This window comes from Xanthomonas sp. 3793, from assembly GCF_024806835.1.
GTDB classification, from domain to species: Bacteria; Pseudomonadota; Gammaproteobacteria; order Xanthomonadales; family Xanthomonadaceae; genus Xanthomonas; species Xanthomonas arboricola_F.
Window position 1 is genome coordinate 172708 of record NZ_JANTYU010000003.1, and the last position, 26278, is coordinate 198985.

21 protein-coding genes and 1 other RNA gene are annotated in these 26278 nt (G+C 67.5%); 5 read left to right on the plus strand and 17 right to left on the minus strand.

The genetic code is table 11. The features are described from left to right. Positions 1-147: 147 nt before the first annotated feature. The 11 genes from FHY18_RS11215 to mraZ all read right to left on the minus strand — a co-directional run bounded on the left by FHY18_RS11215 (position 148) and on the right by mraZ (position 12924). On the minus strand, positions 148-1104 hold the full coding sequence (locus FHY18_RS11215; RefSeq protein WP_259154621.1) for a D-alanine--D-alanine ligase: 957 nt from the start codon (positions 1102-1104) through the stop codon (positions 148-150). After that, positions 1101-2534, minus strand: a complete 1434-nt coding sequence (gene murC, locus FHY18_RS11220) for a UDP-N-acetylmuramate--L-alanine ligase (RefSeq protein ID WP_259154622.1) — start codon at positions 2532-2534, stop codon at positions 1101-1103. Before murC ends, FHY18_RS11215 begins: the two co-directional genes overlap by 4 nt. After that, positions 2531-3796 (minus strand): undecaprenyldiphospho-muramoylpentapeptide beta-N-acetylglucosaminyltransferase, encoded by a 1266-nt coding sequence (gene murG, locus FHY18_RS11225; protein WP_259154623.1) that lies wholly within the window; start codon positions 3794-3796, stop codon positions 2531-2533. The genes murC and murG overlap by 4 nt, the downstream gene beginning before the upstream one ends. Beyond that, positions 3793-5172: a putative lipid II flippase FtsW gene (gene ftsW, locus FHY18_RS11230; protein WP_259154626.1), complete on the minus strand. Its 1380-nt coding sequence runs from the start codon at positions 5170-5172 to the stop codon at positions 3793-3795. Before ftsW ends, murG begins: the two co-directional genes overlap by 4 nt. Further along, on the minus strand, positions 5172-6257 hold the full coding sequence (gene mraY, locus FHY18_RS11235) for a phospho-N-acetylmuramoyl-pentapeptide-transferase (protein ID WP_259154630.1): 1086 nt from the start codon (positions 6255-6257) through the stop codon (positions 5172-5174). The genes ftsW and mraY overlap by 1 nt, the downstream gene beginning before the upstream one ends. After that, positions 6247-7740: a UDP-N-acetylmuramoyl-tripeptide--D-alanyl-D-alanine ligase gene (gene murF, locus FHY18_RS11240; RefSeq protein ID WP_259154631.1), complete on the minus strand. Its 1494-nt coding sequence runs from the start codon at positions 7738-7740 to the stop codon at positions 6247-6249. The genes mraY and murF overlap by 11 nt, the downstream gene beginning before the upstream one ends. After that, entirely contained in the window at positions 7737-9212 is a 1476-nt protein-coding gene (locus tag FHY18_RS11245) for a UDP-N-acetylmuramoyl-L-alanyl-D-glutamate--2,6-diaminopimelate ligase (RefSeq protein ID WP_259155959.1), read from the minus strand. The genes murF and FHY18_RS11245 overlap by 4 nt, the downstream gene beginning before the upstream one ends. Positions 9213-9220: 8 nt before the next feature. Then, the gene (locus tag FHY18_RS11250) at positions 9221-11083 is read right to left on the minus strand and encodes a penicillin-binding protein 2 (RefSeq protein ID WP_259154632.1); all 1863 of its coding nucleotides are present in this window, start codon (positions 11081-11083) and stop codon (positions 9221-9223) included. A gap of 67 nt (positions 11084-11150) precedes the next feature. Further along, entirely contained in the window at positions 11151-11414 is a 264-nt protein-coding gene (gene ftsL, locus FHY18_RS11255; protein WP_005991913.1) for a cell division protein FtsL, read from the minus strand. After that, positions 11411-12454 carry a 16S rRNA (cytosine(1402)-N(4))-methyltransferase RsmH gene (rsmH, locus tag FHY18_RS11260; protein WP_259155960.1) on the minus strand — a complete coding sequence of 348 codons (1044 nt, stop codon included), beginning with the start codon at positions 12452-12454 and terminating at the stop codon, positions 11411-11413. The genes ftsL and rsmH overlap by 4 nt, the downstream gene beginning before the upstream one ends. A 14-nt stretch (positions 12455-12468) precedes the next feature. Then, positions 12469-12924: a division/cell wall cluster transcriptional repressor MraZ gene (mraZ, locus tag FHY18_RS11265; RefSeq protein ID WP_259154633.1), complete on the minus strand. Its 456-nt coding sequence runs from the start codon at positions 12922-12924 to the stop codon at positions 12469-12471. Positions 12925-13238: 314 nt separating this feature from the next. Between mraZ and FHY18_RS11270 the strand changes: the two genes are divergently transcribed. After that, positions 13239-14006, plus strand: a complete 768-nt coding sequence (locus FHY18_RS11270; protein ID WP_259154639.1) for an NRDE family protein — start codon at positions 13239-13241, stop codon at positions 14004-14006. Positions 14007-14678: 672 nt separating this feature from the next. Here the strand turns inward: FHY18_RS11270 and rnpB are convergent. Both rnpB and rsmI read right to left on the minus strand, forming a co-directional pair. Continuing rightward, an RNA gene (gene rnpB / locus FHY18_RS11275) (RNase P RNA component class A) lies at positions 14679-15028 on the minus strand. A 142-nt stretch (positions 15029-15170) separates the two neighbouring features. Beyond that, positions 15171-15992, minus strand: a complete 822-nt coding sequence (gene rsmI / locus FHY18_RS11280; protein WP_259154647.1) for a 16S rRNA (cytidine(1402)-2'-O)-methyltransferase — start codon at positions 15990-15992, stop codon at positions 15171-15173. Between the two features lie 82 nt (positions 15993-16074). On the opposite strand from rsmI, the gene FHY18_RS11285 reads away from it, so the two are divergent. The 4 genes from FHY18_RS11285 to FHY18_RS11300 are packed head-to-tail and all read left to right on the plus strand — an operon-like array spanning position 16075 to position 20130. Continuing rightward, the gene (locus FHY18_RS11285; protein ID WP_259154650.1) at positions 16075-17805 is read left to right on the plus strand and encodes a penicillin-binding protein activator; all 1731 of its coding nucleotides are present in this window, start codon (positions 16075-16077) and stop codon (positions 17803-17805) included. A 4-nt stretch (positions 17806-17809) separates the two neighbouring features. Beyond that, on the plus strand, positions 17810-18178 hold the full coding sequence (locus tag FHY18_RS11290; protein WP_259154651.1) for a YraN family protein: 369 nt from the start codon (positions 17810-17812) through the stop codon (positions 18176-18178). Between the two features lie 30 nt (positions 18179-18208). After that, positions 18209-18748 (plus strand): metal-dependent hydrolase, encoded by a 540-nt coding sequence (locus tag FHY18_RS11295; RefSeq protein ID WP_259154652.1) that lies wholly within the window; start codon positions 18209-18211, stop codon positions 18746-18748. After that, positions 18745-20130: an FAD-linked oxidase C-terminal domain-containing protein gene (locus tag FHY18_RS11300; protein WP_259154663.1), complete on the plus strand. Its 1386-nt coding sequence runs from the start codon at positions 18745-18747 to the stop codon at positions 20128-20130. Before FHY18_RS11295 ends, FHY18_RS11300 begins: the two co-directional genes overlap by 4 nt. Positions 20131-20143: 13 nt before the next feature. Here FHY18_RS11300 and FHY18_RS11305 read toward each other — a convergent pair whose 3' ends face one another. Genes FHY18_RS11305 through kdpB form a run of 4 tightly spaced genes read right to left on the minus strand, consistent with a single transcriptional unit; the run spans position 20144 to position 26276 of the window. Continuing rightward, a complete protein-coding gene (locus FHY18_RS11305) occupies positions 20144-20860 on the minus strand; it encodes a response regulator transcription factor (RefSeq protein ID WP_259154665.1) in 717 nt (238 codons plus the stop codon). Then, on the minus strand, positions 20850-23510 hold the full coding sequence (locus FHY18_RS11310; protein WP_259154666.1) for a sensor histidine kinase KdpD: 2661 nt from the start codon (positions 23508-23510) through the stop codon (positions 20850-20852). The genes FHY18_RS11305 and FHY18_RS11310 overlap by 11 nt, the downstream gene beginning before the upstream one ends. A 57-nt stretch (positions 23511-23567) precedes the next feature. Continuing rightward, positions 23568-24197 carry a potassium-transporting ATPase subunit KdpC gene (gene kdpC, locus FHY18_RS11315; protein ID WP_259154667.1) on the minus strand — a complete coding sequence of 210 codons (630 nt, stop codon included), beginning with the start codon at positions 24195-24197 and terminating at the stop codon, positions 23568-23570. A gap of 30 nt (positions 24198-24227) precedes the next feature. Next, a complete protein-coding gene (gene kdpB / locus FHY18_RS11320; protein WP_259154694.1) occupies positions 24228-26276 on the minus strand; it encodes a potassium-transporting ATPase subunit KdpB in 2049 nt (682 codons plus the stop codon). Positions 26277-26278 lie beyond the last annotated feature (2 nt).

Below are 26278 nucleotides of genomic sequence, written 5' to 3' on the forward strand. Positions count from 1 at the left end.
TCGGCATTGGGGATTGGGGATTCGCAACGGCGCGCGCTGCGCTCGCGGGATTGGAAATTCGGGATTGGGGATTCGCCACAGCAACGGCAACGGCGCGCGTGGCGTCGCTGTTGGCCAATCCCCAATCCCGAATCCCCAATCCCGGCTTCACAGCGTCTGCTCCAGCACGCGCCAGACCAGTTCTTCGAAATCGATGCCGAGCTGGCGGGCGGCCTTGGGCACCAGCGAGTGGCTGGTCATGCCGGGAGCGGTGTTCACTTCCAGCAGGTAGAGCTGGCCGCTGTTGCGATCGCGCATGACGTCCACGCGGCCCCAGCCGCGGCAGCCGGCAGCACGGAAGGCGTCGAGGGCGAGCTGGCGGATCTGCGCTTCGGCCTCGCCGTCCAGCCCCGGGCACAGATACTGGGTGTCGTCGGCCAGGTACTTGGCGTTGTAGTCGTACCACTGGCCCTTGGGCACGATGCGGATCGACGGCAGCGCAGTCTCGCCCAGAATGGCCACGGTCAGCTCGTCGCCTTCGATCAGTTGTTCCATCAACAGTGCGCCGTCGTAGCGCGCGGCCAGCAGCACGGCTTCTTCGAGCTGCGCCTGATCGAACACGCGGCTGACGCCGACGCTGGAGCCTTCGTTGGCCGGCTTGACGATCACCGGCAACCCGATCTGCCGTGCAGCGGCGTGAATCTGGTCTGCGCTGGCGCCGGCAGCCAGACGCGCGTAACGCGGCGTCGACAGACCCAGCGACAACCACACCTGCTTGGTGCGGATCTTGTCCATGCTCAACGCCGAGCCAAGCACGTCCGAGCCGGTGTACGGGACGCCGAAGGCTTCCATCAGGCCCTGCACGATGCCGTCTTCGCCGCCGCCGTTATGGCCGTGCAACACGTTGAACACGCGATCGAAGCGCTGCGCGACCAGCGCCTGCGCCAATGCGGGAATGCCGTCGACCGGCTGCGCATCGACCCCACGCGCGCGCAGTGCGTCCAGCACGTTGCTGCCGGAATTCAACGACACTTCGCGCTCGGACGAGGTGCCGCCAAGCAGCACTGCGACGCGTCCGAACGCGGCCGGATCGTTGCTGCGTGCAGCGGCGATCGGCGCGCTCATGCCTGCTCTCCGACAAAACCGTGATTGATGATGTGCTGGGCGACGTACCCGATATCGCCGGCGCCCATCATCAACAACAGGTCGCCGTCCTGCAGCACGTCCGGCAGCACTTCGGCCAGGCCGGCGATCTGGCCGACCACCACCGGCTCGCTGCGGCCGCGCGCACGGATGGCACGCGCCAGTGCGCGCGAATCGGCGCCGGGAATCGGCGCTTCACCGGCCGGGTAGACCTCGCTCAACACCAATGCATCGACAGTGCTCAGCACGGCGGCGAAGGCATCGAACTGATCGCGGGTACGGCTGTAACGGTGCGGCTGGAAGGCCACCACCAGACGCTTGTCCGGCCAGCCGCCGCGGGCGGCAGCGAACACCGCTTCCAGCTCGCGCGGATGGTGGCCGTAGTCGTCGACCACGCGCACACGCGCGCCATTGCTGGTGGTGACTTCGCCCAGGTCGTTGAAACGGCGACCGATGCCGGCGAAGTTTTCCAGCGCGCGCGCAATGGTCTGCGGCTCCACGCCGAGCTGCCAGCCGATCGCGGCGGCAGCCAGTGCGTTGAGCACGTTGTGCCGGCCCGGCAAGGCCAACGTCACCGGGGTGGTGGTGCCTTCGGGCAGGCGCAGCGTAAAGCGCATCCGCGGGCCGTCCTGCACCACGTCTTCGGCGCGCACGTCGGCGTTTTCGCTCATGCCGTAGCTCATCACGTGGCGCGGCGTCTTGCCGGCCAGTGCAGCCACTTCCGGGTCGTCGATGCACAGCAGGGCCAGCCCGTAGAACGGCAGGCGCTGCAGGAATTCGGCAAAGGCGGCCTGCACGCGGGCGAAGTCGTTGCCGTAGTTTTCCAGGTGATCCGCATCGATGTTGGTGATCACCGCCATCAACGGATTCAGGCGCAGGAAGCTGCCATCGCTTTCGTCGGCTTCGGCCACCAGCCACTGCCCGCCACCGAGCTTGGCATTGGCGCCGGCCGCCAGCAGTTGCCCGCCGATGACGAAGGTCGGGTCCAGCCCACCTTCGCTCAACACGGCCGCAGCCAGGCTGGTGGTGGTGGTCTTGCCGTGCGTGCCGGCCACCGCGATGCCGCGACGGAAGCGCATCAGCTCGGCCAGCATCGCCGCACGCGGCATGATCGGAATGCGCTGGCTGCGCGCTTCCATCAGCTCGGGGTTGTCTTCGCGGATCGCGCTGGACACCACCACGCAATCGGTACCCAGCACATTGGCCGCCGAATGCCCGCGCATCACGCGTGCACCGAGTTTGGCCAGGCGGCGCGTGGCCGCATTGTCGGCGTTGTCCGAACCGGAGACCTCATAGCCCAGCGTCAGCATGACCTCGGCAATGCCGCTCATGCCGGTGCCGCCGATGCCGACGAAATGCACGCGCGGAAACGCGCGCACCAGATCGCCGCTGTCCTGCAGACGGCGGATCACGCTGCACCTCCTGCGGAGGTGCCGGGATTGGGGATTCGGGATTGGGGATTGGTGGCGATCAACTGTGCCGAAGGGTCGCCATTTACGGATGTCTGCATGCTGTCCTGCTTGTGCGTTTGCTTGTTACGAATCCCCAATCCCGAATCCCCACTCCCGGCTTCCTGAAGAATGATGTCGGCGATACGCTCGGCGGCATCCGGCTTGGCCAGGGTGCGGGCGGCTTGCGCCATCGACAGGCGGCGTGCCGGGTCGGTCAGCAAGGTCTGCAAGACCTGCTGCAGGCGCACGGCCAACGTGTCGTCCTGCTTGAGCAGCACGGCGGCGTCGGCGCCGACCAGGTATTCGGCATTGCGGGTCTGGTGATCGTCGACGGCGGCGGCGAAGGGCACCAGCACGCTGCCGATACCGGCGGCGCACAGCTCCGCCAGCGTCGAGGCACCGGCGCGGCACACCACCAGGTCGGCCCAGGCGTAGGCGGCGGCCATGTCGGCAATGAACGGTTCGACGCTGGCATTCACCCCGGCCTGCGCATAGGAAGCCTCGGCTTCGCCGCGCAGCTTCTCGCCGCACTGATGGCGCAGCTCGACATCCGGATGCCCGAGCGCCGCCAGTGCCGCGGGCACTGCCTGATTCAAGACGCGTGCGCCCTGGCTGCCGCCAAGCACCAGGACGCGCACCGGCCCACCACGCCCGACCAGGCGTGCGGCCGGTGCAGGAAGCGCGGCGATTTCCGCACGCACCGGGTTACCCACCGCTTCCTCGCCAGCGAAGCTGCCTGGAAAACCGGTCAGCACACGCCGCGCAAAACGCGACAGCACCTTGTTGGTCATGCCGGGCGCGCGATTTTGTTCGTGGACGAGCAACGGCACGCCGAGCAGGCGTGCAGCCAGGCCGCCGGGGCCTGCCGCAAAGCCGCCAAAGCTGATCACCGCGCGCGGCTGCCGCTTGCGCAATACGAAGCCGGCAGCGCGCACGGCGCGCATCACTCGCACCGGTGCACCAAGCAACTTGATGACACCCTTGCCACGCAGACCGCTGATGGCCAGCGTGTCGATCTGGAGATCGTGCTGCGGCACCAGCCGCGTTTCCATCGCACCGTCGGCGCCCAGCCAGGTCACCGGCACGCCGCGCGCGCGCAGCACCTTGGCCACGGCCAGGCCCGGGAAAATATGCCCACCGGTGCCGCCAGCCAGGATCATCACGGGGCGGCTGCCCGCAGATGGCCTGGCCGAGGCTTGCGAGGGAGCCGTCTGCACGCTCATGCGATTCTCCCGAAGGTCGGTTCCACACGCGGCTGCATCCGGCTGGTGCCGCGCAGGATGGCCGATGCCGGCGCCACCGAAGGCGGCGCAGCTGGCGTCGCTGCCACCGGTGCCGGTGCTGCAGCGGTCTCGCGCTGCGGCTTGCGCCCCGCTGCATACGCCGGCGGTACGGGTTCGACCACCGGCTCGGCCGGCTCCGACGCTGCGGTGCCCGCACCCTGCGGCGACAACTTGCTGCGCAGGCGCTCGGCGCGATCCATTTCGTAGGACACGCGCAGCAGCAGGCCCATGGCCATGCAGGTCATCAGCACCGACGAACCGCCGGAGGAAATCAGCGGCAGGGTCAGGCCCTTGGTGGGCAGAATCCCCAGGTTCACGCCGATCGACACGAAGCTCTGCATCGCCACCCACAGCCCGATACCGAAGGCCACGTAGCCGGAGAAGTGACGCTTCATTTCCACGCAGCGCATGCCCACCCAGAACGCACGGCCGACCAGCAGCGCGTAAAGGCACACGACACCGCAGACGCCGATGAAGCCCAGCTCTTCGGCGATCACCGAGAAAATGAAGTCGGTATGCGCTTCCGGCAGGTAGTTGAGCTTCTGCACCGAGGCACCCAGGCCCACCCCGATCCACTCGCCACGGCCGATGGCCATGAGCGCATTGGACAGCTGGTACCCCGAGCCAAGCTGATCGACCCACGGGTCCATGAAGGAGGTCACGCGCCGCATGCGATACGGCTCGAAGATCACCAGCGCCACCAGCGCCGGCAGCAGCAGCAGGATCGGCAGGATGATGCGTCCGATCGGGGCGCCACCGAGCACCAGCATGCAGGCAGTGACACCCAACAGCAGCATCGACGAGCCGAAGTCCGGCTGCAGCAACAGCAGCGCCACCAGAAAGCCGACCACAAACACCGGCTTAAGCATCGCCTGCCAGGTCGCGTTGACCTCGTCGCGAAATCGCACCAGGTAACTGGCCAGCCAGATGATGTAGAGCACCTTGACCGCTTCGACGACCTGGAACCGCGACACGCCCAGGTTGATCCAGCGCCTGGCGCCATTGACGGTGCTGCCCAGGCCAGGCACGAACACCACGATGAGCAGCAGGAAACAGGCCAGCAGCAGCATCTGGTTGTGCTGCTCGATGGTCTTGAGCTCGGTGCGCATCGCCCAGAACGCCAGCCCGATGCCGACACCCAGGAACAGCAGGTGGCGGGTCAGGTAATAAAAAGGGCTGGCTTCCAGCTCGATCGAACTGGACGCCACCATCACCACGCCCAACGAGGCGAGCGTGACCGCCGCACCGAGCAGCCACGGGTCGTAACGGCCGCCGATGGCGTCCAGTCGTGTGGCCTGTCGGGACATGTCGTTCATCAGCGCACCTTCAACGTGGCAAGGCCGATCAGCACTAGCACCACCGAAATGATCCAGAAGCGCACGATCACGCGCGGCTCCGGCCAACCCTTGAGTTCGAAGTGGTGATGGATCGGCGCCATGCGGAACACGCGCTTGCCGGTGAGCTTGAAGCTGGCGACCTGGATCATCACCGACAGCGTCTCGATCACGAACACGCCGCCCATGATCACCAGCACCAGCTCCTGGCGCACGATCACCGCGATGGTGCCCAGCACCGCACCCAGCGACAGCGCGCCGATGTCGCCCATGAACACCATGGCCGGATAGGTGTTGAACCACAGAAAGCCCAAGCCTGCCCCGGCGATCGCCGAGCAGATGATGATCAGTTCGCCGGCGCCCGGAATCAGCGGGATTTTCAGGTATTCGGCAAACACCACGTTGCCCGAGGCATAGGCGAACACGCCCAGTGCGCACGCCACCAGCACGGTGGGCATGATCGCCAGGCCGTCCAGGCCGTCGGTGAGGTTCACCGCGTTGGAGAAACCGACGATCCAGAAGTAGGCGATCACCACGAAGCTCACCCCGGCCAACGGCAGCGCGATCGATTTGAACATCGGGATGTAGAAGGTGATCGCCGCCGGTACGTCGGCGGTGTAGTACAGGAACAGACCGGCGGCCAGGCCGAAGATCGACTGCAACAGATATTTCCAGCGCGACTTCAAACCGTTGGGATCGCGGCGCACGATCTTGATCCAGTCGTCGTACCAGCCGATCGCGCCGAAACAGAGCATCACCGCCAGCACCAGCCACACGTAGCGATTGCGCAGGTCGCCCCACAGCAGCACCGACAAGGTCACCGTCAACAGGATCAGCGAGCCGCCCATGGTCGGCGTACCGGCCTTGGAAAAATGCGTCTGCGGGCCGTCCTGGCGGATCGGCTGGCCGCCCTTGAACTGGGCCAGCTTGCGGATCACCGCAGGGCCCATCCACAACGACAGGAACAACGACGTCAGCGCCGCCAGGATGCCGCGGAAGGTCAGATAGTTGAACAGCCCGAACAGGCTCTCCAGTTGCTGCAGCCAACGCGCCAACTCAAGCAGCATGGGATGCGCCCTCCGCCGGTGCGAGCAGCGCGGTGACGATGCGGTCCATGGCGCTGCCGCGGGAGCCTTTTACCAGCAGCGTGGGCGGGGTGTGCGCCGTGGTGGCGGCAGTCTGCGCCGCCGCACCGGTGTGTTCGTACATCGAAGAAGATTCCTGCGTTGGAGTCTGCGAAACGGCGAGCTGCGCCAGATCCGCCTGCAAGGCCGCGATCAACGCGGCATGGGTGGCGAACACGCGGCCGCCCTCGCCGAATGCCTGCGCGGCGGCGGCACTGAGTTCGCCCAGCGCGTACAGGCGCTGCAGCTTGGCCGCGCGTGCGCGACGGCCGGCGGCGGCATGCAGGGCCGCGCCTTCCGGACCGAGTTCGCGCATGTCGCCCAGAACCAGCCAGCCATCGCCCGGCGCGGCGGCCAATGCATCGATGGCCGCATCCAGCGAGCCGGGGTTGGCGTTGTAGCTGTCGTCGATCAGCACCGCGCCATCGGGCAGGCGATGGGCGATCTGCCGGCCGGCTACCGCACGCGCCTTAGCCAGGCCAGCGGCAATGATCGGCAGTGCGATCCCGGCGCCCAGTGCCAATCCGGTGGCAGCCAGTGCATTGAGGACGTTGTGGCGACCCGGCAATGGCAGCGCAACCTGCGCCTCGCCCTGCGGTGTCACCAACGTGAACTGTGCGCCATCGGCCTGCAGTCGCAGCTGACGGGCACGGATGTCGGCGCTGGCCTGCAAGCCGTAGCGCAACACCCGACGGCCCTGTACCGGCTGCGCATGCAGTTGCTGCTCGAACCAGGCGCCGAACGCATCGTCGGCATTGATCACCGCCACGCCATCGGACGGCAGCGCGGTGTAGATCGCGCCCTTGGTCTGCGCGACGCCGAGCAGGCTGCCCAGACGCTCCAGATGCGCCGGCGCGATGTTGTTGACCAGCGCAACATGCGGCCGCGCGATGTCGGTGAGGTAGGCGATGTCGCCCGGCTTGCCGGCACCCATTTCATAGATCGCGACATCCGCGTCGTCGGGCGCTGCGATCACCGCCAGCGGCAAGCCGATTTCGTTGTTGCGGTTGCCCGGGGTGGCGTAGACGGTCGTACCGTCGACCCGCCCTACTTCGGTCAGGATGGCCAGCAGCAGCGCCTTGACGCTGGTCTTGCCGTTGGAACCGGTCAAGGCGATCACGCGGGTGGCGCGATCGCGCTGCATGCCGGCGGCAATGCGCGCCAGCGCCAGCTCGGTGTTGTGCACCAGCACCTGCGGCACGCCCAACGTCGGCAACAGGCGGTCCACCAGCAAACCGCTGGCGCCTTGTGCGAGCGCATCGGCAGCGAAGTCGTGCCCATCGAAACGCTCGCCGCGCAGCGCCACATACAGGCTGCCGTGGGACAACGTACGCGTATCGTTGCCGACCGCATCGATCATGGCATCGTCGCCATGCAGCTCGCCGCCGGCCCAATGCGCAATCAACGACAACGGGGTGAGCTTCATGCGCGCACTCCCAGCACGGTGCGCGGCAGCAAGGCCTGCGCCGCTACTGCTGCATCGTCGAAGGCGTGCTGCACGCCGGCCACTTCCTGGTACGCCTCGTGGCCCTTGCCGGCGATCAGCACGATATCCGACGCGCTGGCCATGGCGATGGCCTGATGGATCGCCGCGGCGCGGTCGCGCTGCACGATGGCAGCATCCGGGCGCGCAAAGCCGCGCACGATATCGGCAACGATGACATCACCATCTTCGCCGCGCGGGTTGTCGTCGGTGACGATCGCCACATCGGCATTGAGTTCGGCGATGGCGGCCATCTGCGGGCGCTTGCCGGTGTCGCGTTCGCCACCGCAACCGAACACGCAGATCAGCCGGTCCTGCGCGTGCGAGCGCAGGCTGGTCAGCGCCTGTTCCAGCGCGTCGGGCGTGTGTGCGTAGTCGACCACCACCAGCGGTGCGCCATGCGCGCCGCCGAGACGATTCATGCGGCCGTGGATGGGCTGCAGCTGGCCCAGCACCTGGGCGATCTGCACCGGCGCATAGCCCAGCGCGTGCAAGGCACCGGCCACCGCCAGCAGGTTGTCCACGTTGAAGCGGCCCAGCAAGGGCGAATGCACGGCGTGCACGCTGGCATCGATCCGCAGCGCAAAGCTGATGCCGTTGTGATCCAGCTGCAATGCATCGGCGCGCACCGTGGCGCCACCCTGCCCGCGCGAACTCAGACCGATCGCGCGCAGCGCAGGATCGAGCGAGGCCAACAGCGTGCGGCCGAACGCATCGTCCAGATTCACCACCGCAGCCTGCAACCCGGCACGCGTGAACAGCCTGGCCTTGGCCGCGCCGTACTGCGCCATGTCGCCGTGGTAATCGAGATGATCGCGGGTGAGATTGGTGAACACCGCCACGTCGAAATGCACCGCATCCACGCGGCCCTGATCGAGTGCGTGCGAGCTCACTTCCATCGCCGCGGCCTGCGCGCCTTCGTCGCGCAATTGCGCCAGCAATGCATGCGTGGGCAGCACCAGCGGCGTGGTGAACCCGGTCGGTACGGTCGCGCCGTACAGACCCACGCCCAGCGTGCCGAGCGTGCCGGTGGGCGTACCGAGCAGGGTCAGCGCCTGCGCCAGCAGCTGCACGGTAGAGGTCTTGCCGTTGGTACCGGTAACGCCCACCATCCGCAACGTGCGCGACGGATGACCGTGGAACTGGTCGGCCATGCTGCCGAGCCGCGTACGCAGGCCGGGCACGGCGATGGCGTCGGCCGGTGCCGGCAACGCGTCCGGTGCGGGCGGCTCGAACAGCACCGCCACCGCGCCATTGGCGCGCGCCTGCTCGACAAAGCCAAGCCCATGCGCGCCGAAGCCGGCGATCGCCACGAATGCATCGCCCGGGCGCACCGCACGGCTGTCCATCACCAGGCCGGACACCTGCACATCACGCGCAAGCGTCAGTTCCGGCAACAGCTGCGACAGCGGCATGCTGCGGCTCACTGACGGCTCTCCTGCAGCGGGGCAGGCTGCGCAGGCGCAGGCGGCGGCGCGATCGCGGTCGGAATGCCGGCCGACACTTCGTCCACCGGATCCGGCACCAACGCCGGATCCAGATCGGCCGGCTGCGGCTTGACGATCGGTTGACCGGTCTTGCCGGCGGCCTGCGCGGCCAGCCACGACTGGATATCGTCCGGCGGCACGTCCATCAACCGCAGCGCGCCTTCCATCACCTTGTGGAACACCGGCGCCGACACTAGGCCGCCGTAATACACCTTGCCCTGCGGATCGTTGATGACGATGACGGTGGCAAAGCGCGGCCGCGTGGCCGGCACCAGACCGGCGAACAGCGCGTTGTAATGCCCGCGCTCGTAGCCGTTGGCGCCGTTCTTGCGCGCGGTACCGGTCTTGCCGGCGACGTGATAGCCCAGGATCGCCGCGCCCTTGGCGCCGCCCTGGGTGACCACGGTTTCCATCATGTCGATGACCTGGCGCGCTACTTCCGGAGTGACCACCTGGCGGGTTTCATTGTGCTGGCCGCGCACGAAGGTCGGCGGGGTCAGCTTGCCGCCGTTGCCCAGCGTGGCGTACGCCTGCGCGATCTGCAGCGGCGTCACCGACAGGCCGTAGCCGTAGGACATCGTGGTCTTGGACGGGCCGCTCCAGCGCGCCGGCTGCAGCACCACGCCGGCTGATTCACCGGGAAAACCGCTGTGCGGGGCAGCGCCGTAGCCGAAGTTGCGGATCGACTGATAGAAGGTCTGGTCCGGCACCTTGGCCGCGATCTTGGCCGCACCGATGTTGGAGCTGCGCGTGATCACGCCGGTGACGTTGAGCACGCCGTTGTTGCGCGGCACATCGCGGATGGTGAAGCGCCCCACCGACATATAGCCGGGGTTGGTATCGATGACGGTGTCCTTGGTCACCACACCGGCGGTCAGCGCGGTGGCCACGGTCAGCGGCTTCATCGTCGAGCCCGGCTCGACCAGATCGGTGACGGCGCGATTGCGTCGTGCCGACGGATTGATGCCGGTGACCGAATTGGGGTTGTAGGTCGGCAGGTTGACCATCGCCAGCACTTCGCCGGTGGCCACGTCCATCACCACCATCGACCCGCCGGCAGCATTGTTTTCAACCAGCGCGTTGCGCAGTTCCTTGTAGGCCAGAAACTGGATGCGGCGGTCGATGCTCAGCGTCAGGTCCTTGCCCGGTTGCGCCGGACGCACCAGGTCCACGCTCTCCACGATCGCGCCGCGCGCATCGCGCACCACTTTCTTGGAGCCGGGCTTGCCGCGCAGCCATTCGTCGAAGGCCAGCTCCAGCCCTTCCTGGCCGCGGTCGTCGATATTGGTGAAGCCCAGCACATGGGCCATCGCCTCGCCTTGCGGATAGAAACGACGGAACTCGCGCTGCGAGAACACACCCGGGATCTTCAACGCCACGATCGCATGTGCCTTGTCCGGGTTGATCCGGCGCTGCAGGTACATGAATTCCTTGCCGGCCTTTTGCGCCAGCCTGGCGTTCAACTCGTCCAGCGGCTGCCCGAGCGCCTTGGCCAACTCGGCAATGCGGTCGGGGTTGCGCAGCAGTTCCTGCGGATTGACCCAGATCGACTCCACCGGCGTGGACACTGCCAGCGGCTCGCCATTGCGGTCGGTGATCATGCCGCGCGAGGTGGCGATCGGCAGTTCGCGCAGATAACGTGCTTCGCCCTGGCGCTGGTAGAAATCGCGGTTGACCAGCTGCACGAATGCCGCGCGGCCGATCAGCGTCACCGAGCACAGGCCCAGCGCGATGCCGACCAGCGTCAGGCGGCCACGCAGGTTGAAGTTGCTGCGGGGGCGGTTGCGGCCGGCTTTCATGGCGCACCTCCATGTGCGCCACCCTGCGGGCGGCTACGCCGTGCAAAACGGCTGTCCTGCCGCTGCGTCATGGGCGCACCACCACGATGTCGTTGGTCTCCGGGAACTTCATCCCGATGCGCGCACGCGCGACCTGATCGACCCGATTGCTTTCGGCCCAGGTGGCCTGCTCCAGCTGCAGCCGGCCGAACTCGATATTCAACTCGTCGCGCGTGTGTTCGAGCTTGGACAACTGCACGAACAACTTGCGATGCATGTGGCGCATGTACACCACCCCGATCGCCGAGGCGATGCTGCAGGCCAGCAGCACGATCAGCAGCAGGCGGCTCATGCGGCGTCTCCTTGAGACGCCGGGATTGGGGATTCGGGATTCGAGATTCGCTCAGAGCGCTCCTCCAATCCCGAATCCCGACTCCCGAATCCCAGCTTCTCAGCCACCCGCAACACCGCGCTGCGGGCGCGGGGGTTGACGTTCAACTCGGCATCGTCGGCCTTGATGGCGCCGCTGATCAGCTGCAGGGTCGGCACGAACGGCTGCGCTTCGGGCAGGCGGCGGTTGCTCGGCGGGGCCTTGGCGTAGCGGGCCATGAACTGCTTGACGATGCGGTCTTCCAGGGAATGGAAGCTGATCACCGCCAGGCGGCCGCCCGGCTTGAGCGCGCCCAGGGCAGCGTCCAGGCCGGCTTCCAGATCGTCCAGTTCGCGATTGATGTAGATGCGGATCGCCTGAAAGCTGCGCGTGGCCGGATGGGTCTTGCTGTCGCCACGCGGCATCACCGAGGCGATCAGCTCGGCCAGCTGCGCGGTGCGCAGCAACGGCTGCTCGGCGCGGCGTGCCACGATGGCGCGTGCGATACGGCGGCTCTGGCGCTCTTCGCCATAGGTCCACAGCACATCGGCGATCTCGCGGTCGCTGGCCTGCGCCAGCCACTGCGCCGCGCTCTGGCCGCTGTCCGGGTCCATGCGCATGTCCAGCGGGCCGTCCTTGCCGAAGCTGAAACCGCGACCGGCCACGTCCAGCTGCGGCGAGGACACGCCCAGATCCAGCAGGATGCCGTCGACGCTCGCAGTGGCGACCACCTGGCCGAGCCCGGCGAAACTGCCGCGATGGATGGACACGCGCGCATCGCCACCGAACGTCTGTTCGGCCACCGCGATCGCTTCAGGGTCCTTGTCCATCACCAGCAGTCGACCTCCCGGGCCGAGGTGTTGCAGCACGCCGCGTGCGTGTCCGCCACGCCCGAACGTGCCATCGAGATAGGTTCCGCCTTCGGTCACCTGCAGGCCATCCAGAACCTGCGTGTACAGCACCGGCACATGGGCCGCCGGCGGCTGCGACACCGGGTGACCGGGCTGCGCTTCACCGCGCATCCGGGCACCCCGGCTCACAACCTGAGATCGAGCAATTCATCGCCCAGATCCCCGTCAGACAATGTCTGCTGGATCAGTGCGCGATGTGCCTGCTCGCTCCAGAGTTCGAATTTGTCGCCCATGCCCAGCAGCACGGCCTTCTTCTCGATGCCGACCGCGTTGCGGTGGCTGGCTGGAATGCTCAGACGGCCATTGGCGTCCAGCTCCAGCACGGCGGACGAACCCACCAGTTTTTGCTGCAGCGTGCGGACCACGCGCTGGGTGTTGGGCTTGGACATCACATCGTCGCGCACCCGCTCCCACTCCTTCTCCGCATACAGCCACAGGCAACCGGCTTCGAACGGGTTGTAGGTGAGCACAAGGCGGTTGGCACTCACGCGCGCGACCAGGTCGCGATACGCGGTTGGTACCGCCATGCGCCCCTTGTCGTCCACCGTGATGGCAGTCTCGCCCTGAAACACCGAATGCAACCTCGAATACCCGCTGGGGGATCATTGAACCACGAAAAACCACAAAACACCTGGTTTTCCCTCCGATGCCCACCTTAGCAGCGCGCCAAAGGTTGTCAACAGTTTTCAGGGTCACAAATCGCCAGTCGCATCAATGAGTTGCAGCACTCTTTAGAGACTTGTTCAAAGCTTATCCACAAGTTGCTGTTTCGTCTGAGATTTTGAGATTGAACGAAAATTCAGGGCCGTGAAGGCCATGTAAACCTGACCCCCGTCTCACTTCACGCTGCGCCAGCTGCACCCGGCCACTGCGCAAACGGGCGACAATCGTAGGCATGTGCCTGGTCGCTCTTGCCTGGAAAACCCACCCGCGCTGGCGCCTGCTACTGGCCGGCAACCGCGATGAATTCCACGAACGCCCCACCGCCCCGCTCGCGCAGTGGGCGGCGCCTGCCGATACCGTGCTGGCCGGTCGCGACCTGCGCTCGGGCGGGAGTTGGGTCGGACTGGGCAGCGACGGCCGTGTGGCCGTGGTTACCAACGTGCGCGACCCGCTGGCCAGCATGTCCGGGCGCTCGCGCGGGCATCTGATTGCGGACTATCTGTCCGGCAGCCTGGACGCGGCCGGCTACGCCCACGACCTGGCAGGCGCCGGGCACGAATTCCCGCCGTTCAATCTGTTGCTGTGCGACGCAGACCGCTGCGAACATCTGAGCAACCACCCGCCGCTGGCGCGCCAGCTGGAGCCGGGCATCCACGGCATGTCCAACGGCCCGCTGGACATGCCGTGGCCAAAGACGCGTGCATTGACCGGCGCCCTGCACGACTGGTGTGCCCACGGCGACGACGACCTGCAACCCCTGTGGGACGCGCTGGGCAACCCCGCCACCGCGCCTGACCACACCCTCCCGAGCACGGGTGTGGATCTGTCAACCGAACGCCTGCTCTCGGCCGCCTTCATTGCCGGCCCCAGCTACGGCACCCGCGCCAGCACCATCGTGGCGGTGGACCATCACGGTGGCGGCTTCATCCACGAGCGCCGCTTCGGCCCGGATGGCATCTTCCAGGGCGAAACACGGCTGGACATCGCTGGCACGCGCTGACACCCCAAATTCATGCGCATCAAGAGGGTACGAAATGCTCGCCCCCATCCGCCCTTCGGGCACCTTCCCCCGCAAGCGGTGGAAGGAAGTGGATCAGGTAGCGCGCAAGCACCCCAGCCAACCACCTATCTGCAGGCCCCCTTGAGTCAAGGGGCGCGCGGCGACAGCCGCAGGGTTGTGGCGTGCCCGGAGCGGGACCCGCGGTTTGTAACGCCGTAGGCGGTACGAAGCGTGGGCGCCTTTTGACCAATCCGCCCTTCGGTCACCTTCCCAAGCACGCGGTGGAAGGGAGTGGATCAGGTAACGCGCGAGCACCCCAGCCAACCACCTATCTGCAAGCCCCCTTGAGTCAAGGGGCGCGCGGCGACAGCCGCAGGGTTGTGGCATGCCCGGAGCCGGGACCCGCGTTTTGTACCGCCGTGGGCGGTACGAAGCGGGGGCGCCTTCTGACCAATCCGCCCTTCGGGCACCTTCCCGGCACGCGGTGGTAGGAAGTCGATCAGGTAGCGCACAAGCACCCAGCCAACCACCTATCTGCAAGCCCCCTTGAGTCAAGGGGGCGCGGCGACAGCCGCGGGGTTGTGGCATGCCCGGAGCGGGACCCGCGCTTTTGTACTGCCGAAGGCGGTACGAAACGTGGGCGCCTTTTTTTGGGCCTACGCCCAAAAAAGGCGGCGGAGCCGGCCGATAAGCCGGGTTCTGTCGTGGACAGTCATTCGTCTAGGCGCTACGTCACCGCAGCGCTCAAGCAACCTACCCGGATCCAGCGCGGGCCACGCCAATGGATCCCTATTTGGTCTTGCTCCAGGTGGGGTTTGCCGTGCCGGTCCGTTACCGGACTCGCGGTGCGCTCTTACCGCACCATTTCACCCTTACCGGCTCCCCGAAAGGAACGTAGGCGGTATCTTTCTGTTGCACTGTCCGTCGGCTTGCGCCGCCCAGGCGTTACCTGGCACCTTGCCCTATGGAGCCCGGACTTTCCTCGGCACTCTTACGAGTGACGCGACTGTCTGGCCGACTCCGCCGGGGCGCACTATACGCTATCGCCACCGTGCAAAACGGCGCCGCACCAGCCCTGCCATCGCCGGTAGGAGCGCACCTGGGCGCGAACCGGCCTTACCGAGACATCCCACGCGCACGCACACCCGCTCCCGCGATCGCCCCCTACCCGCCATACAACGCCTTGCGCGGCGCACCGGTCAGTTCGGCGGCCAGCTTGGCGGCGGTGGATGGCGGCAGGTGTTCGGCGAGTTTGGCGTAGACGCGGCGGCCTTCGGCCAACTGGCCGTCGGCGGCGTCGGCAGCGCCCTGCACCATCACCACGAACTCGCCCTTGCGCTGGTTGTCGTCGGCTTCGACCCTGGCCTGCAGCTGCGCCAGGGTGCCGTCGAGCACGGTTTCGAACAGTTTGGTGAGCTCGCGGGCGATCACCGCCGGGCGCTCGTCGCCGAAGGCACCGCGCAGGTCGGCCAGCGACTCGACGATGCGGTGCGAGGACTCGTAGAACACCAGGGTGCGGGTTTCGCCGGCCAGGTGCGCCAGGCGCTCGCGGCGGGCGGCGCTCTTGGCCGGCAAAAAGCCCTCGAAGCCGAAACGGTCGCTGGGCAGGCCGGCCACGCTGAGCGCGGCAATCGCCGCACAGGCGCCGGGTATGGGGCTGACCTTGATGCCGGCCGCGCGGGCGGCGCGCACCAGTTTGAAGCCGGGGTCGCTGACCAACGGGGTACCGGCGTCGCTGACGATGGCCAGCGATTCGCCCTCGCGCAGGCGCGCCACGATGCGCTCGGACATGGCCTCTTCGTTGTGGTCGTGCAGGGCCAGCAGCGGGCGGTCGATGCCGAAATGACTGAGCAATTGGCGGGTATGCCGGGTGTCTTCGGCGCAGATCGCGGCCACGCCACGCAACACCTCCTGCGCGCGCGGCGACAGGTCGGCCAGGTTGCCGATCGGCGTGGCGACCACGTGCAGGGTTCCAGGGGACATCATCAGCGGTCTTCCGGAGGCAAAGGGTAGAATCGTAGCGGTTTTCAACGGACCGCCCTGGCGGCCCCTGTCCAATGGATCTGAAATGAACAAGCGTGTTGCAAGGATCTCCGCCCTGTCGTTGCTGGTCATGCTGGCGGCCGGTTGCGCCACCAGCAGCGTCACCCAGACCGCCTCGCCGACGCAGAGCGCTGCGTTGGCGTTGCTGGACCAGGGCAAGCCGCGCGAAGCGGCGCAGCAGCTGGAAGCCGAAGCCGCCGGTGCCAGCGGTGCGCAGCGCAGCCGTCTGCTGGCCGCCGCCGCGTTCGGCTGGCACGACGCCGGCGATGATGCCCGCGCACGCACGCTGCTGGCGCAGGTCAACGCACGCCATCTGAGCGGGGAAGAACGCGCCCGCTTCGGGCTGCTGACCGGCGAGCTGGCGGTGATCGACAAGCAGGCCGCGCAGGCGCTGCAGGCACTGGGCGACAGCCCGCAGGGGCTGACCCAGCCGCTGCAGACGCGCTGGCTGCTGGCACGCGCCGCCGCGCTGGAAGCCACCGGCGACCTGTTCGGCGCCGCCGGCGACCGCGCACGCGCCGATGCCAGCCTGGCCGGCACGCCCCGCAGCGAGAACCAGCGCGCCATCGTGCGTCTGCTGGCGGCGCTGGACGATGCCTCGCTCAAGGGCCGTACCGCCGCGCTGCCGGCCGGCGACCCGCTGTACAACTTTGCCGGCCGCGCGTTGATCAGCCGCGGGTTGGCGCTGCCGCGCGCATTCGATCGCGATGCGCAGTGGGGCTTCGACACCAGCAAGCGCCCGCCGGCCGAGCGCGATGGTTACCGCCCGCCGATCAAGCTGGCCGTCCTGCTGCCGCTCACCGGCAATCTGGCCACCGCTGCCGCGCCGGTGCGCGACGGGCTGCTGGCCGGCTACTACGCCGAAACCCGCCGCCGCCCGGAGCTGCAGTTCTTCGACACCGCCGGCACCGCTGCCGGCGCCAACGCCGCCTACGACAAGGCGGTGAGCGCCGGTGTCGATTACGTGGTCGGCCCGCTGGGTCGCGACGAAGTCAGCGCCCTGTTCGCGCGCGGCCAGCTTGCCGTGCCGGTGCTGGCGCTCAACCGTCCCACCGACAACAAGGCGCCGCCCAGCGGCAGCGCGGGTTTCTCGCTGGCACCGGAAGACGACGGCATCATGGCCGCCGAATACCTGCTCTCGCGCGAACGCCGCAACGTGCTGATCGTCGGCACCGGCGACGACAACGGCAAGCGCACCATCAAGGCCTTCCGCGACCGCTTCACCGAACGCGGCGGCACGGTGGCCGGCAGCATCAGCGTGGCCGATGCGCCCGGCGACATCGGTGCGCAGCTGCGCAACTATGGCACTGCCGATGCGGTGTTCCTGGCGGTGCGCGGCAACACCGCGCGCGCGTTGGCCCCACAGCTGGCGTTGAGCGGATTCGCCGGCAAGTCGCGCGTGGGCACCTCGCAGCTGGTCGCCGGCACCGGCAAGGTCGAAGACGACCTGGCGCTGGACGGCATCGTCTACCCCAGCGAAACCTGGACCGCGCTGGGCGTCTCCGGCCTGCCGGCGGCCAGCCAGGTCGCCAGCACCCTGCCCAGCGCGCGCGGCCCGGCCGCACGCCTGTTCGCCTTTGGCTATGACGCCTGGAAGATCAGCGCGTACCTGGAAAAGCTCGCCACCGGCACCGATGGCGGCCTGCGTGGCGCCACCGGCACCTTGCATCTGGACGGCTTCGGCAATGTGCTGCGCACGCCGGCATGGTCCACCTTCAACGGTGGACGCGCGGTGCCGATCGCCGACGGCCGCTGAGCTCATGCCGGCAGCGCGCCAGCAACGGGGTGCGGCGGTGGAAGCGGCCGCACGCGTCATGCTGGAGCAGGCCGGTTTGCGCCTGGTGACAGGCAATGCCAACTATCGCGGCGGCGAACTCGACCTGGTGATGCGCGACGGGCAATCGCTGGTCTTCGTGGAAGTGCGTTATCGCCGCGATAGCCGCTTCGGTGGCGGCGCGGCCTCGGTGGATGTCCGCAAACGCCGCAAGCTGGTGTTGGCCGCGCAGTTGTTTCTTGTTTCTCATCCTGCATTGGCAGCGCTACCGTGTCGCTTCGACGTGGTCGAGGCCAGCGGCGAGCCGCCGCTGCTGCACTGGATCCGCGACGCCTTCCGCGCCGACGATTGCTGAGTGCTCAGAAAGCTCGACTAACGAGATTCGATGCCGACCATCCTGACCCACGCCGCAGTGCCACTGGCGCTTTGGTGCGCCAGCGAACGCGGACGCATTTCCCCGCGACTGCTCGCTGCCGGCATCGTGGCGGCGATGCTGCCCGATGCGGATGTGCTGGCATTTGCGCTGCACGTTCCGTATGCCGATGCGTTTGGCCACCGTGGTGCCAGCCATTCGTTGTTGTTCGCCAGCGTCGTTGCACTGTGCGGCGCGTTGGCGCATCGCAGCCTGCGTGCGGATGTCGTGCAGGCCGCAGTGTGGCTGTTTGTCTGCACCGCCTCGCACCCGCTACTGGATGCGATGACCTCCGGCGGGCTTGGCGTTGCGCTGGCGTGGCCATGGAGCGAGGCGCGCTGGTTCGCGCCGTGGCGGCCGATCCGCGTGTCGCCGTTCGCCAACGGGTTCTTCAATGCGCGCGGCCTGGCCACGCTGCTCTCCGAGCTGCGCTGGGTCTGGCTGCCGCTCACCGTCGCAGCGCTGGGATTTAGATGCATCCAGCGCGCCGCACCACAGGATCACCCGCAATGACCGACGTACTTCCCACCCCGCTGGCCGAGCTGTTGGCAGCGCGGCTTGGATCCGATGGCTGGTTGACCGGTGCCGATGCGCGCCGCCGTTACGGCGAAGACGATTCGCATCGCTGGGCATTGCCCGCTGCCGTGGCGCTGCCGCGCGATACTGACGACGTAGTGGCGATCGTGCAGGCCTGCCGCGCGCATGCCGTGCCGATCGTGGCGCGCGGCGCGGGCACCGGCACCACCGGCGCGGCGGTGCCGTTCTCCGGCGGCGTGGTGGTGTCGATGGCACGCATGAACCGCATCCTGGCATTGCGCCCGCAGGACCGCTGCGCCGTGGTGCAGCCTGGCGTGCTCAATGGCGATCTGCAGCAGGCCTTGCAGCCGCATGGTTTGTTCTGGCCGCCGGATCCGTCCAGTGCGGAGATTTGCAGCGTTGGCGGAAATTTGTCCACCAACGCCGGCGGCCCGCGCGCGGTGAAATACGGCGCCACCCGCGACAACGTACTCGGCCTGGTGGCAGTGACCGGCACCGGCGACGTCATCCGCTGCGGCGGCGCATACACCAAAAATTCCACCGGCTACGACCTCACCCATCTGTTGGTCGGCAGCGAAGGCACGCTGGCGATCATCGTCGAAGCGACGTTGAAGCTGACACCGCGCGCAGTCGCGCAGGCCGGACTGCGCGCGTTGTACCGCGATGCCGCCAGCGCTGCGGCAGCGGTGTCGCGGTTGATGGCGCAACCCACCACGCCGACCATGCTGGAATTCATGGATGCCAGTGCGATCGCACTACTGCGCCGCAATGGCAGCGACGTGCCCGAGGCTGGCGCGATGTTGTTGATCGAAGCCGATGGCGATCACGACACGCTGCCTTACGCATTGCAGGCCTTGCACGATGCCGCCGATGGCGAGGGCGTCATCAGCCTGGACATCGCCGCCGATGGCAGTGCGCGCGACAAACTGTGGGCGGCACGCCGTGCGTTGTCGCCGGCGCTACGCACCATCAAGCCCGGCAAGATCAACGAAGACGTGGTGGTGCCGGTGTCGCGCATTCCTGCACTGGTTGCAGGCGTGGAAGCGCTGGCGGCGGAGTTTGCCCTGCCGATCGTCGCCTTCGGCCACGCCGGCAACGGCAACCTGCACGTCAACATCATGTACGACCCGGACGATGCCGATGAACACGCGCGCGCGCATGCGGCATTGCCGCGCGTGTTCGCGTTGGTGTTGTCGCTGGAAGGCACACTTTCCGGCGAGCACGGCATCGGCGTGGCCAAACGCGACTTCATGACCCAGGCCTTCAGCGCGCCCACGCTGGCGGCGATGCGTGCGATCAAGGCCGCACTGGATCCGGACGGGATCCTGAATCCGGGCAAGGTGTTGCCGCCGCTCTAGTGGTGCTGTCGCCTCAGCGCGTCACCCCGATAAAGCGCAGCCCCACGCCGGGCTCGGTGACGATGTAATGCGGGGCAGCGGCATCGTCGTGCAGTTTCTGGCGTAGCTTGCCGACCAGGATCCGCAGGTAGTGGGTGTCTTCCTCGTGGGTGGGGCCCCACACTTCGCGCAGCAGCTGCGGTTGCGTCACCACGCGGCCGGCATGCTTGAGCAGCAGCGCGAGCAAGGCGTATTCCTTGCGGCTCAAGGGCACCGCTTCGCCATTGAGGGTGACTTCGCGCAGCCCCAGATGGATATGTAGGCGGCCGTCGTCGAACACGCTCTCTTCCAGCGTGCTGCCGGCGCCGGCCTGGCGCAGCAGCGCACGGATGCGCGCCATCAGTTCCTGCACGCCGAACGGCTTGGTGACGTAGTCGTTGGCACCGGCATCGAGTGCGGCGACCTTTTCGGTTTCGCCGGCGCGCACGGTGAGCATGATCACCGGCACGTTGGACCATTGGCGGATCTCGCGCAGCACCTCATGGCCATCGCGGTCGGGCAGGCCGATATCTAGCACCACCAGTTCGGCGCCCTGCCCGGCCAGCATGGCCAGGCCTTCCTCGGCGGTGCCGGCCTGCAGCACGCGATAGCCTTGGGCGCGCAGGCTGATGTCGAGAAAGCGGCGGATCTGCGGCTCGTCGTCGACGATCAGCACACGGGCGGGCGGGATGGCAGTGGGGTCAGTCGGCATCGGGGCGAGGTGGCGCGGCGGGAACGAGCAACGGCAGCGTAATGCGGATCGTGGTGCCGTGACCATGCGTCCCGGCCAGCGCCTCCACGCTGCCGCCATGCGCACCGATCATGCCCTGGCAGATCGTCAGGCCCAGCCCGGTGCCATGACGGCCGCGGTCGCCGCGTTCGACGCTGTAGAACATGTCGAAGATCCGCGCGCGCTCGTCTTCGGGAATGCCGGGGCCCTGGTCGCCGATGTCGATCTGCAGCGCGCCGCTGCGCAGCTGCGCCTGCACGGTGACGGCCATACCGGGTGGCGAAAATTTCGCCGCATTCTCCAGCACGTTGAAGATGGCCTGCTCCACCAGCGCCGGGTGCACCCAGATCGCCGGCAGGTCGGCGGCCAGCTCCAGCTGCAGGCGCACCTCCGGTTGGTAGCGCTGCAGGCGGCGCGTGGCCGAGCCGACCAACTCGTCCACGCCGATCCAGTCGCGATTCAAGGTCAGCCCGGTGTGGCCGAGCTTGGTCATGTCGAGCAGGTTCTGGATATAGCGATCCAGCCGCTCGCCTTCGAGCTGGATGGTGTCGAGCAAGGCATGGCGATCCTGCGCATCCATCGCGTCGCCGTAGCTGGCCAGGCTGCTGGCCGAGCCGATCATCGAGGCCAGCGGCGAGCGCAGGTCATGCGAAACGGACGACAGCAAGGCAGAGCGCAGGCGCTCGGTTTCGCCACTCACGCGTGCGCCTTCCAGATCGGCGACCAGGCGCGTGCGCAGCGCCGCCTGGCCGATATCGTCCACCATCGCTTCGGCCAGCCGGCGTTGCTCCAGCCCGGGGCGCTGTACGCTCTGCCGGAAGCGCAGCGCCGCCACGCCGAGCGTGCCGCGCTCGTGGCGTACCGGCAGGCACCACCACTGCGCACCGGCCAGGGTGTCGGTGAAGCGGCCCGCAGCTTGCCCATGGCGCTGCGTCCACTCCGCCGCGCTGCGGTCAAGTGCGCCGAAGCTGGCCGGTGCGTCGCTTTCGCGCTGCTCCAGGCGCAGCCAGACCTCCGCATCCAGCGCGGTGCTCAATGCACGGCGACCGGCTTCCAATACCTGGCCGAGATCGGCGGCCGTGCTGAGCTGGCGGCCCAGTGCCTGCAGCGCGTTGGCGTGCGCATTGGCGGCGCGCAACGCCAGCACCTGGCTACGCAGACGCGAGGCCAGGCGCCCGGCGACCAGGGCGGCGATCAGGAACAGGCACACCGTCACCACGCCCTGGCGCGCGCTGATGTGCAGGGTGAAGCGCGGTTCGATGAAGAAGAAGTTGTAGGCGACAAAACTCAGTAACGCCGCGATCACCGCTGCGGCCATGCGCGTGCGCGAGGCGACCAGCACCACGGCGACGATGAACACCATCGACAGATCGTCGATATCGGTCCAGCGCTGCAATAGCCACGCCACGCCCACCGCACCGGCGGCGGCGATTGCGGCAAAGGCCAGGTCATAACCTTGCAACCAATGGCGCGGATTGCGCCAGCGTTGCCGCGCGCGCGCGCGTGCATCGGCTGAGCTGACGATGACCAGTTCGTAATGCGCGCCACGCTGCAGCAATTGCTGGGTCAGGGTGCGGTTGAACATGCGCGCCAGGGGGCGTTCGCGGGTGCGCCCGAGCACCAGGGTCGACACACCGTTTTGCGATGCGAAATCCAGCAAGGCCTCGGCGACATTTGCGCCATGCAGCAACGCGGTGTCGCCCCCCAGTCGACGCGTCAATGCAAAGGCGCGGTCGATCTCCAGCTGCCAGCCGGCATCGGCCACGGTACGTGTCTGCACGGTGACCACGGTCCATGGCGCATCGCGGCGTTCTGACAGTCGCCGTGCCACCCGCACCAGATACTCCGAACTGCCACGCCCATCGATGGCCACCACTACGCGACGGCGCAGCGCGGCGGTGCCGGGCAACCCGCGTGCGGCCTGGGTGTCGCGCAGGTCGCTGTCGACGCGGTCGGCGGCGGTCTGCATCGCCAACTCGCGCAGCGCGGTCAGGTTGGATGGCGAAAAAAACGCCTGCAACGCCTGTGTCGCCTGTTCGGGCAGATACACCTTGCCCTGCTGCAGGCGCTCGATCAGTTCGCGTGGCGGCAGATCCACCAGCACGATGTCGCGCAGGCGATCGAACACCGCATCGGGCACGGTTTCGGAAACGCGCACGCCGGTGATGCGCAGCACGATGTCGTTGAGGCTTTCCAGGTGCTGGATGTTGACCGTGGTGTAGACATCGATGCCGGCATCGAGCAGCTCGACGATGTCCTGCCAGCGCCGCTCGTGCCGGCTGCCGGGCACGTTGCGATGGGCCAGCTCGTCGATCAGGGCCAAGCGCGGCTTGCGCGCCAGCAGCGCATCCAGATCGAGCTCTTCCAGCGTGCGGCCCTGGTAGCTCACGCGGATGCGCGGCAACAGCGGCAAGCCGTCCAGCAACGCGGCGGTTTCGCTACGCCCGTGGGTTTCCACAATGCCGGCCACCACGTCCATGCCCTGCCGCAGGCGCTCTCGCGCCCGCGACAGCATGGCGTAGGTCTTGCCCACCCCGGGCGCCGCGCCGAGGAAGACCGTCAGGCGCCCGCCGTGCTCTCGCTGCAGTTCGCCGATCAGCGCATCGGCTTGTTGGGTGCGGGCGTCGGACATGGAGGCCGGGATTGGAGATTCGGGATTGGAGATTCGTAAAGGCTACAAGCATCGCTCCTAGTGCGGGTGCTTTGCTTCGCCGTCGATTCCAGCTCCCCCGTTTCCTGCAGCATCCAATGCCAGGTTCAGCGCCAGCACATTCACCCGTGGCTGCCCAAGCAGGCCGAACTGGGGGTGTTCGGTAGCGGCCTGCAGGAGCGCGGCGACGCGTTGTTCCGGCCAGCCGCGGGCGGCGGCGACGCGGCGCACCTGTACCTGGGCGCCGGCCGGGCTCAGGTGCGGGTCCAGGCCGCTGCCGGACTGGGTCAGCAACTCGCCCGGAACCGCATCCGGGGCGATGCCGTCGCGTGCGGCAACCTCGGCACGTGCTGTGGCGATGCGCGACTGCAGGTCCGGATTGGAGCGCGCCTGATTGCTGCCGGCGGCAGCGGTGAGGTCGTACTTGGCCGCGGATGGGCGCGGCTGGAAGTAACGCGCATCCGTAAAGGGCTGCGCCACCAGTGCAGAGCCGACCACCTTTGCCTCCGCACGCAGCAGCGAGCCCTGCGCCTGCGCCGGAAACAGCGCGCCAGTGATGCAGGTGGCGACCAGCGAATAGGCCAGGCCCAGGCCGAGCAGCGTGAAAGCGGCCAGGCCAATGGAGGCACGCAGGACGCCATCATCGCGCAATGGCACGGAGGTGGACATGGCAGTGCTCTTGGAAGACGTGGTCATGACTCAGGTACCCAGGGTGGCGACAAGCGCCAGATCGATCAGTTTGATGGCGGCAAACGGCAGCAAGACGCCACCCAGGCCGTAGATCAGCATGTTCCGGCGCAGCAAGGCCGTGGCGCTGGACGGACGAAAGCGCACGCCGCGCAAGGCCAGCGGAATCAACGCCGGAATGATCAACGCATTGAAGATCAGCGCCGCCAGCACCGCATGGCGCGGGCTGGACAACTGCATCACGTTGAGCGCGGCCATCGAGGGAATCGCGGCCGCAAACAGCGCGGGCAGGATCGCGAAGTACTTCGACACATCGTTGGCCAGCGAGAAGGTGGTCAAGGCACCGCGCGTGATCAACTGCTGCTTGCCCACTTCGACCACCGCCAGCAGCTTGGCCGGGTCAGAATCCAGATCCACCATGTTGCCGGCCTCCTTGGCCGCCTGCGTCCCGGAGTTCATCGCCAGGCCCACGTCGGCCTGTGCCAATGCCGGCGCATCGTTGGTGCCGTCGCCGACCATCGCCACCAGCCGCCCGCCGGCCTGCTCGGCACGGATGCGCGCCAGCTTGTCTTCCGGGCGCGCCTGCGCGATGTAATCGTCCACGCCGGCTTCGGCGGCAATCGCGGCGGCGGTGAGCGGGTTGTCGCCGGTGATCATCACCGTCTTGATGCCCATCGCACGCAGCTGCGCAAATTTCTCCTTGATGCCCTGCTTGACCACGTCGCTCAACTCGACCACGCCGAGCACATGGCGGCCTTCGGCCACCACCAGCGGCGTGGCACCACCGCGCGCGACTTCTTCGATACGTCCGTTCAATTCCGGCGAGACCGTCGCGCCCATTGCCTGTACATAGGCGACGATCGAGTCGCCGGCGCCTTTGCGGATGCTGCGCCCGGCGATATCGACGCCGGACATGCGGGTTTGCGCAGTGAAGGCGATGAAATGCGCGCCGTCCGGCTCGACCGCAACCGCACCCTGCTGACGTGCCAGCTTGACGATGGATTTACCTTCCGGCGTCGGGTCGGCCAGCGAGGCCAGCATCGCGGCATCGCGCAGTTGCGTACGATCGATGCCGGCCAGGGGATGGAACGCGGTGGCCTGGCGGTCGCCGTAGGTAATGGTGCCGGTCTTGTCGAGCAGCAACACGTCCACGTCGCCCGCCACTTCCACCGCCTTGCCGGACTTGGCCAGCACATTGGCCGACAGCGCGCGGTTCATGCCGGCAATGCCGATCGCCGGCAACAGGCCGCCGATGGTGGTCGGGATCAGGCACACCAGCAATGCGATCAGCAACAACGGATCCAGCGTGACGCCGACGAAGCCGGCAATCGCCGGCAGCGATGCCACCACGATCAGGAAGGTCAACGTCATTGCGGCCAGCAACAAGGTCAGCGCGATTTCGTTGGGCGTCTTCTGCCGGTTGGCGCCTTCCACCAGCGCGATCATGCGATCCAGAAAGCTGTGGCCCGGCTCGGCCGTCACCTTGAACACGATCTCGTCGGACAGCACCCGCGTGCCGCCGATCACGCCACTGCGATCGGTGCCGGCCTCGCGCAGCACCGGTGCCGATTCGCCGGTCACTGCCGCTTCGTTGATGGTGGCAAGACCGCGCACGATCTCGCCGTCGGCCGGGACGAACTCGCCTTCGGACACCATCACGTAGTCGCCCGGGCGCAGCTCGGCCGCCGGCACGCGGGTCTCGCGGCCGCCGAGTGCGGTTTCCACCCGGCGTGCGACCAGATCCTTGCGCGCACGGCGCAGCGATGCGGCCTGTCCACGCCCGCGCGCTTCGGCGATGGCCTCGGCAAAATTGCCGAACAGCACGGTGACGAACAAGATCACCGTGATCGCCCAGCCAAAGCCGGCATTGCCGTAGCCGCTGGCGGTGATCACCGCCGCCAGCAGCGTGCCGCCCATCACCACCGCCATGACCGGGCTGCGCAGCAGATGCCGTGGCGACAGCTTGATAAAGGCCGCACGCATCGCTGCGATCAGCACCGCAGCATCGAACAACGCTGCGTCACCGCGCTCGCGTTTTTCAGTTGTATCGATCGTAGACATTG

Coding starts and splice junctions, on each gene's coding strand:
- FHY18_RS11215 (WP_259154621.1), bottom strand. CDS start 1,104: ATGAGCGCGCCGATCGCCGCTGCACGCAGCAACGATCCGGCCGCGTTC.
- murG (WP_259154623.1), bottom strand. CDS start 3,796: ATGAGCGTGCAGACGGCTCCCTCGCAAGCCTCGGCCAGGCCATCTGCG.
- ftsW (WP_259154626.1), bottom strand. CDS start 5,172: ATGAACGACATGTCCCGACAGGCCACACGACTGGACGCCATCGGCGGC.
- mraY (WP_259154630.1), bottom strand. CDS start 6,257: ATGCTGCTTGAGTTGGCGCGTTGGCTGCAGCAACTGGAGAGCCTGTTC.
- murF (WP_259154631.1), bottom strand. CDS start 7,740: ATGAAGCTCACCCCGTTGTCGTTGATTGCGCATTGGGCCGGCGGCGAG.
- FHY18_RS11245 (WP_259155959.1), bottom strand. CDS start 9,212: ATGCCGCTGTCGCAGCTGTTGCCGGAACTGACGCTTGCGCGTGATGTG.
- FHY18_RS11250 (WP_259154632.1), bottom strand. CDS start 11,083: ATGAAAGCCGGCCGCAACCGCCCCCGCAGCAACTTCAACCTGCGTGGC.
- ftsL (WP_005991913.1), bottom strand. CDS start 11,414: ATGAGCCGCCTGCTGCTGATCGTGCTGCTGGCCTGCAGCATCGCCTCG.
- rsmH (WP_259155960.1), bottom strand. CDS start 12,454: ATGCGCGGTGAAGCGCAGCCCGGTCACCCGGTGTCGCAGCCGCCGGCG.
- FHY18_RS11270 (WP_259154639.1), top strand. CDS start 13,239: ATGTGCCTGGTCGCTCTTGCCTGGAAAACCCACCCGCGCTGGCGCCTG.
- rsmI (WP_259154647.1), bottom strand. CDS start 15,992: ATGATGTCCCCTGGAACCCTGCACGTGGTCGCCACGCCGATCGGCAAC.
- FHY18_RS11285 (WP_259154650.1), top strand. CDS start 16,075: ATGAACAAGCGTGTTGCAAGGATCTCCGCCCTGTCGTTGCTGGTCATG.
- FHY18_RS11290 (WP_259154651.1), top strand. CDS start 17,810: ATGCCGGCAGCGCGCCAGCAACGGGGTGCGGCGGTGGAAGCGGCCGCA.
- FHY18_RS11295 (WP_259154652.1), top strand. CDS start 18,209: ATGCCGACCATCCTGACCCACGCCGCAGTGCCACTGGCGCTTTGGTGC.
- FHY18_RS11300 (WP_259154663.1), top strand. CDS start 18,745: ATGACCGACGTACTTCCCACCCCGCTGGCCGAGCTGTTGGCAGCGCGG.
- FHY18_RS11305 (WP_259154665.1), bottom strand. CDS start 20,860: ATGCCGACTGACCCCACTGCCATCCCGCCCGCCCGTGTGCTGATCGTC.
- FHY18_RS11310 (WP_259154666.1), bottom strand. CDS start 23,510: ATGTCCGACGCCCGCACCCAACAAGCCGATGCGCTGATCGGCGAACTG.
- kdpC (WP_259154667.1), bottom strand. CDS start 24,197: ATGTCCACCTCCGTGCCATTGCGCGATGATGGCGTCCTGCGTGCCTCC.
- kdpB (WP_259154694.1), bottom strand. CDS start 26,276: ATGTCTACGATCGATACAACTGAAAAACGCGAGCGCGGTGACGCAGCG.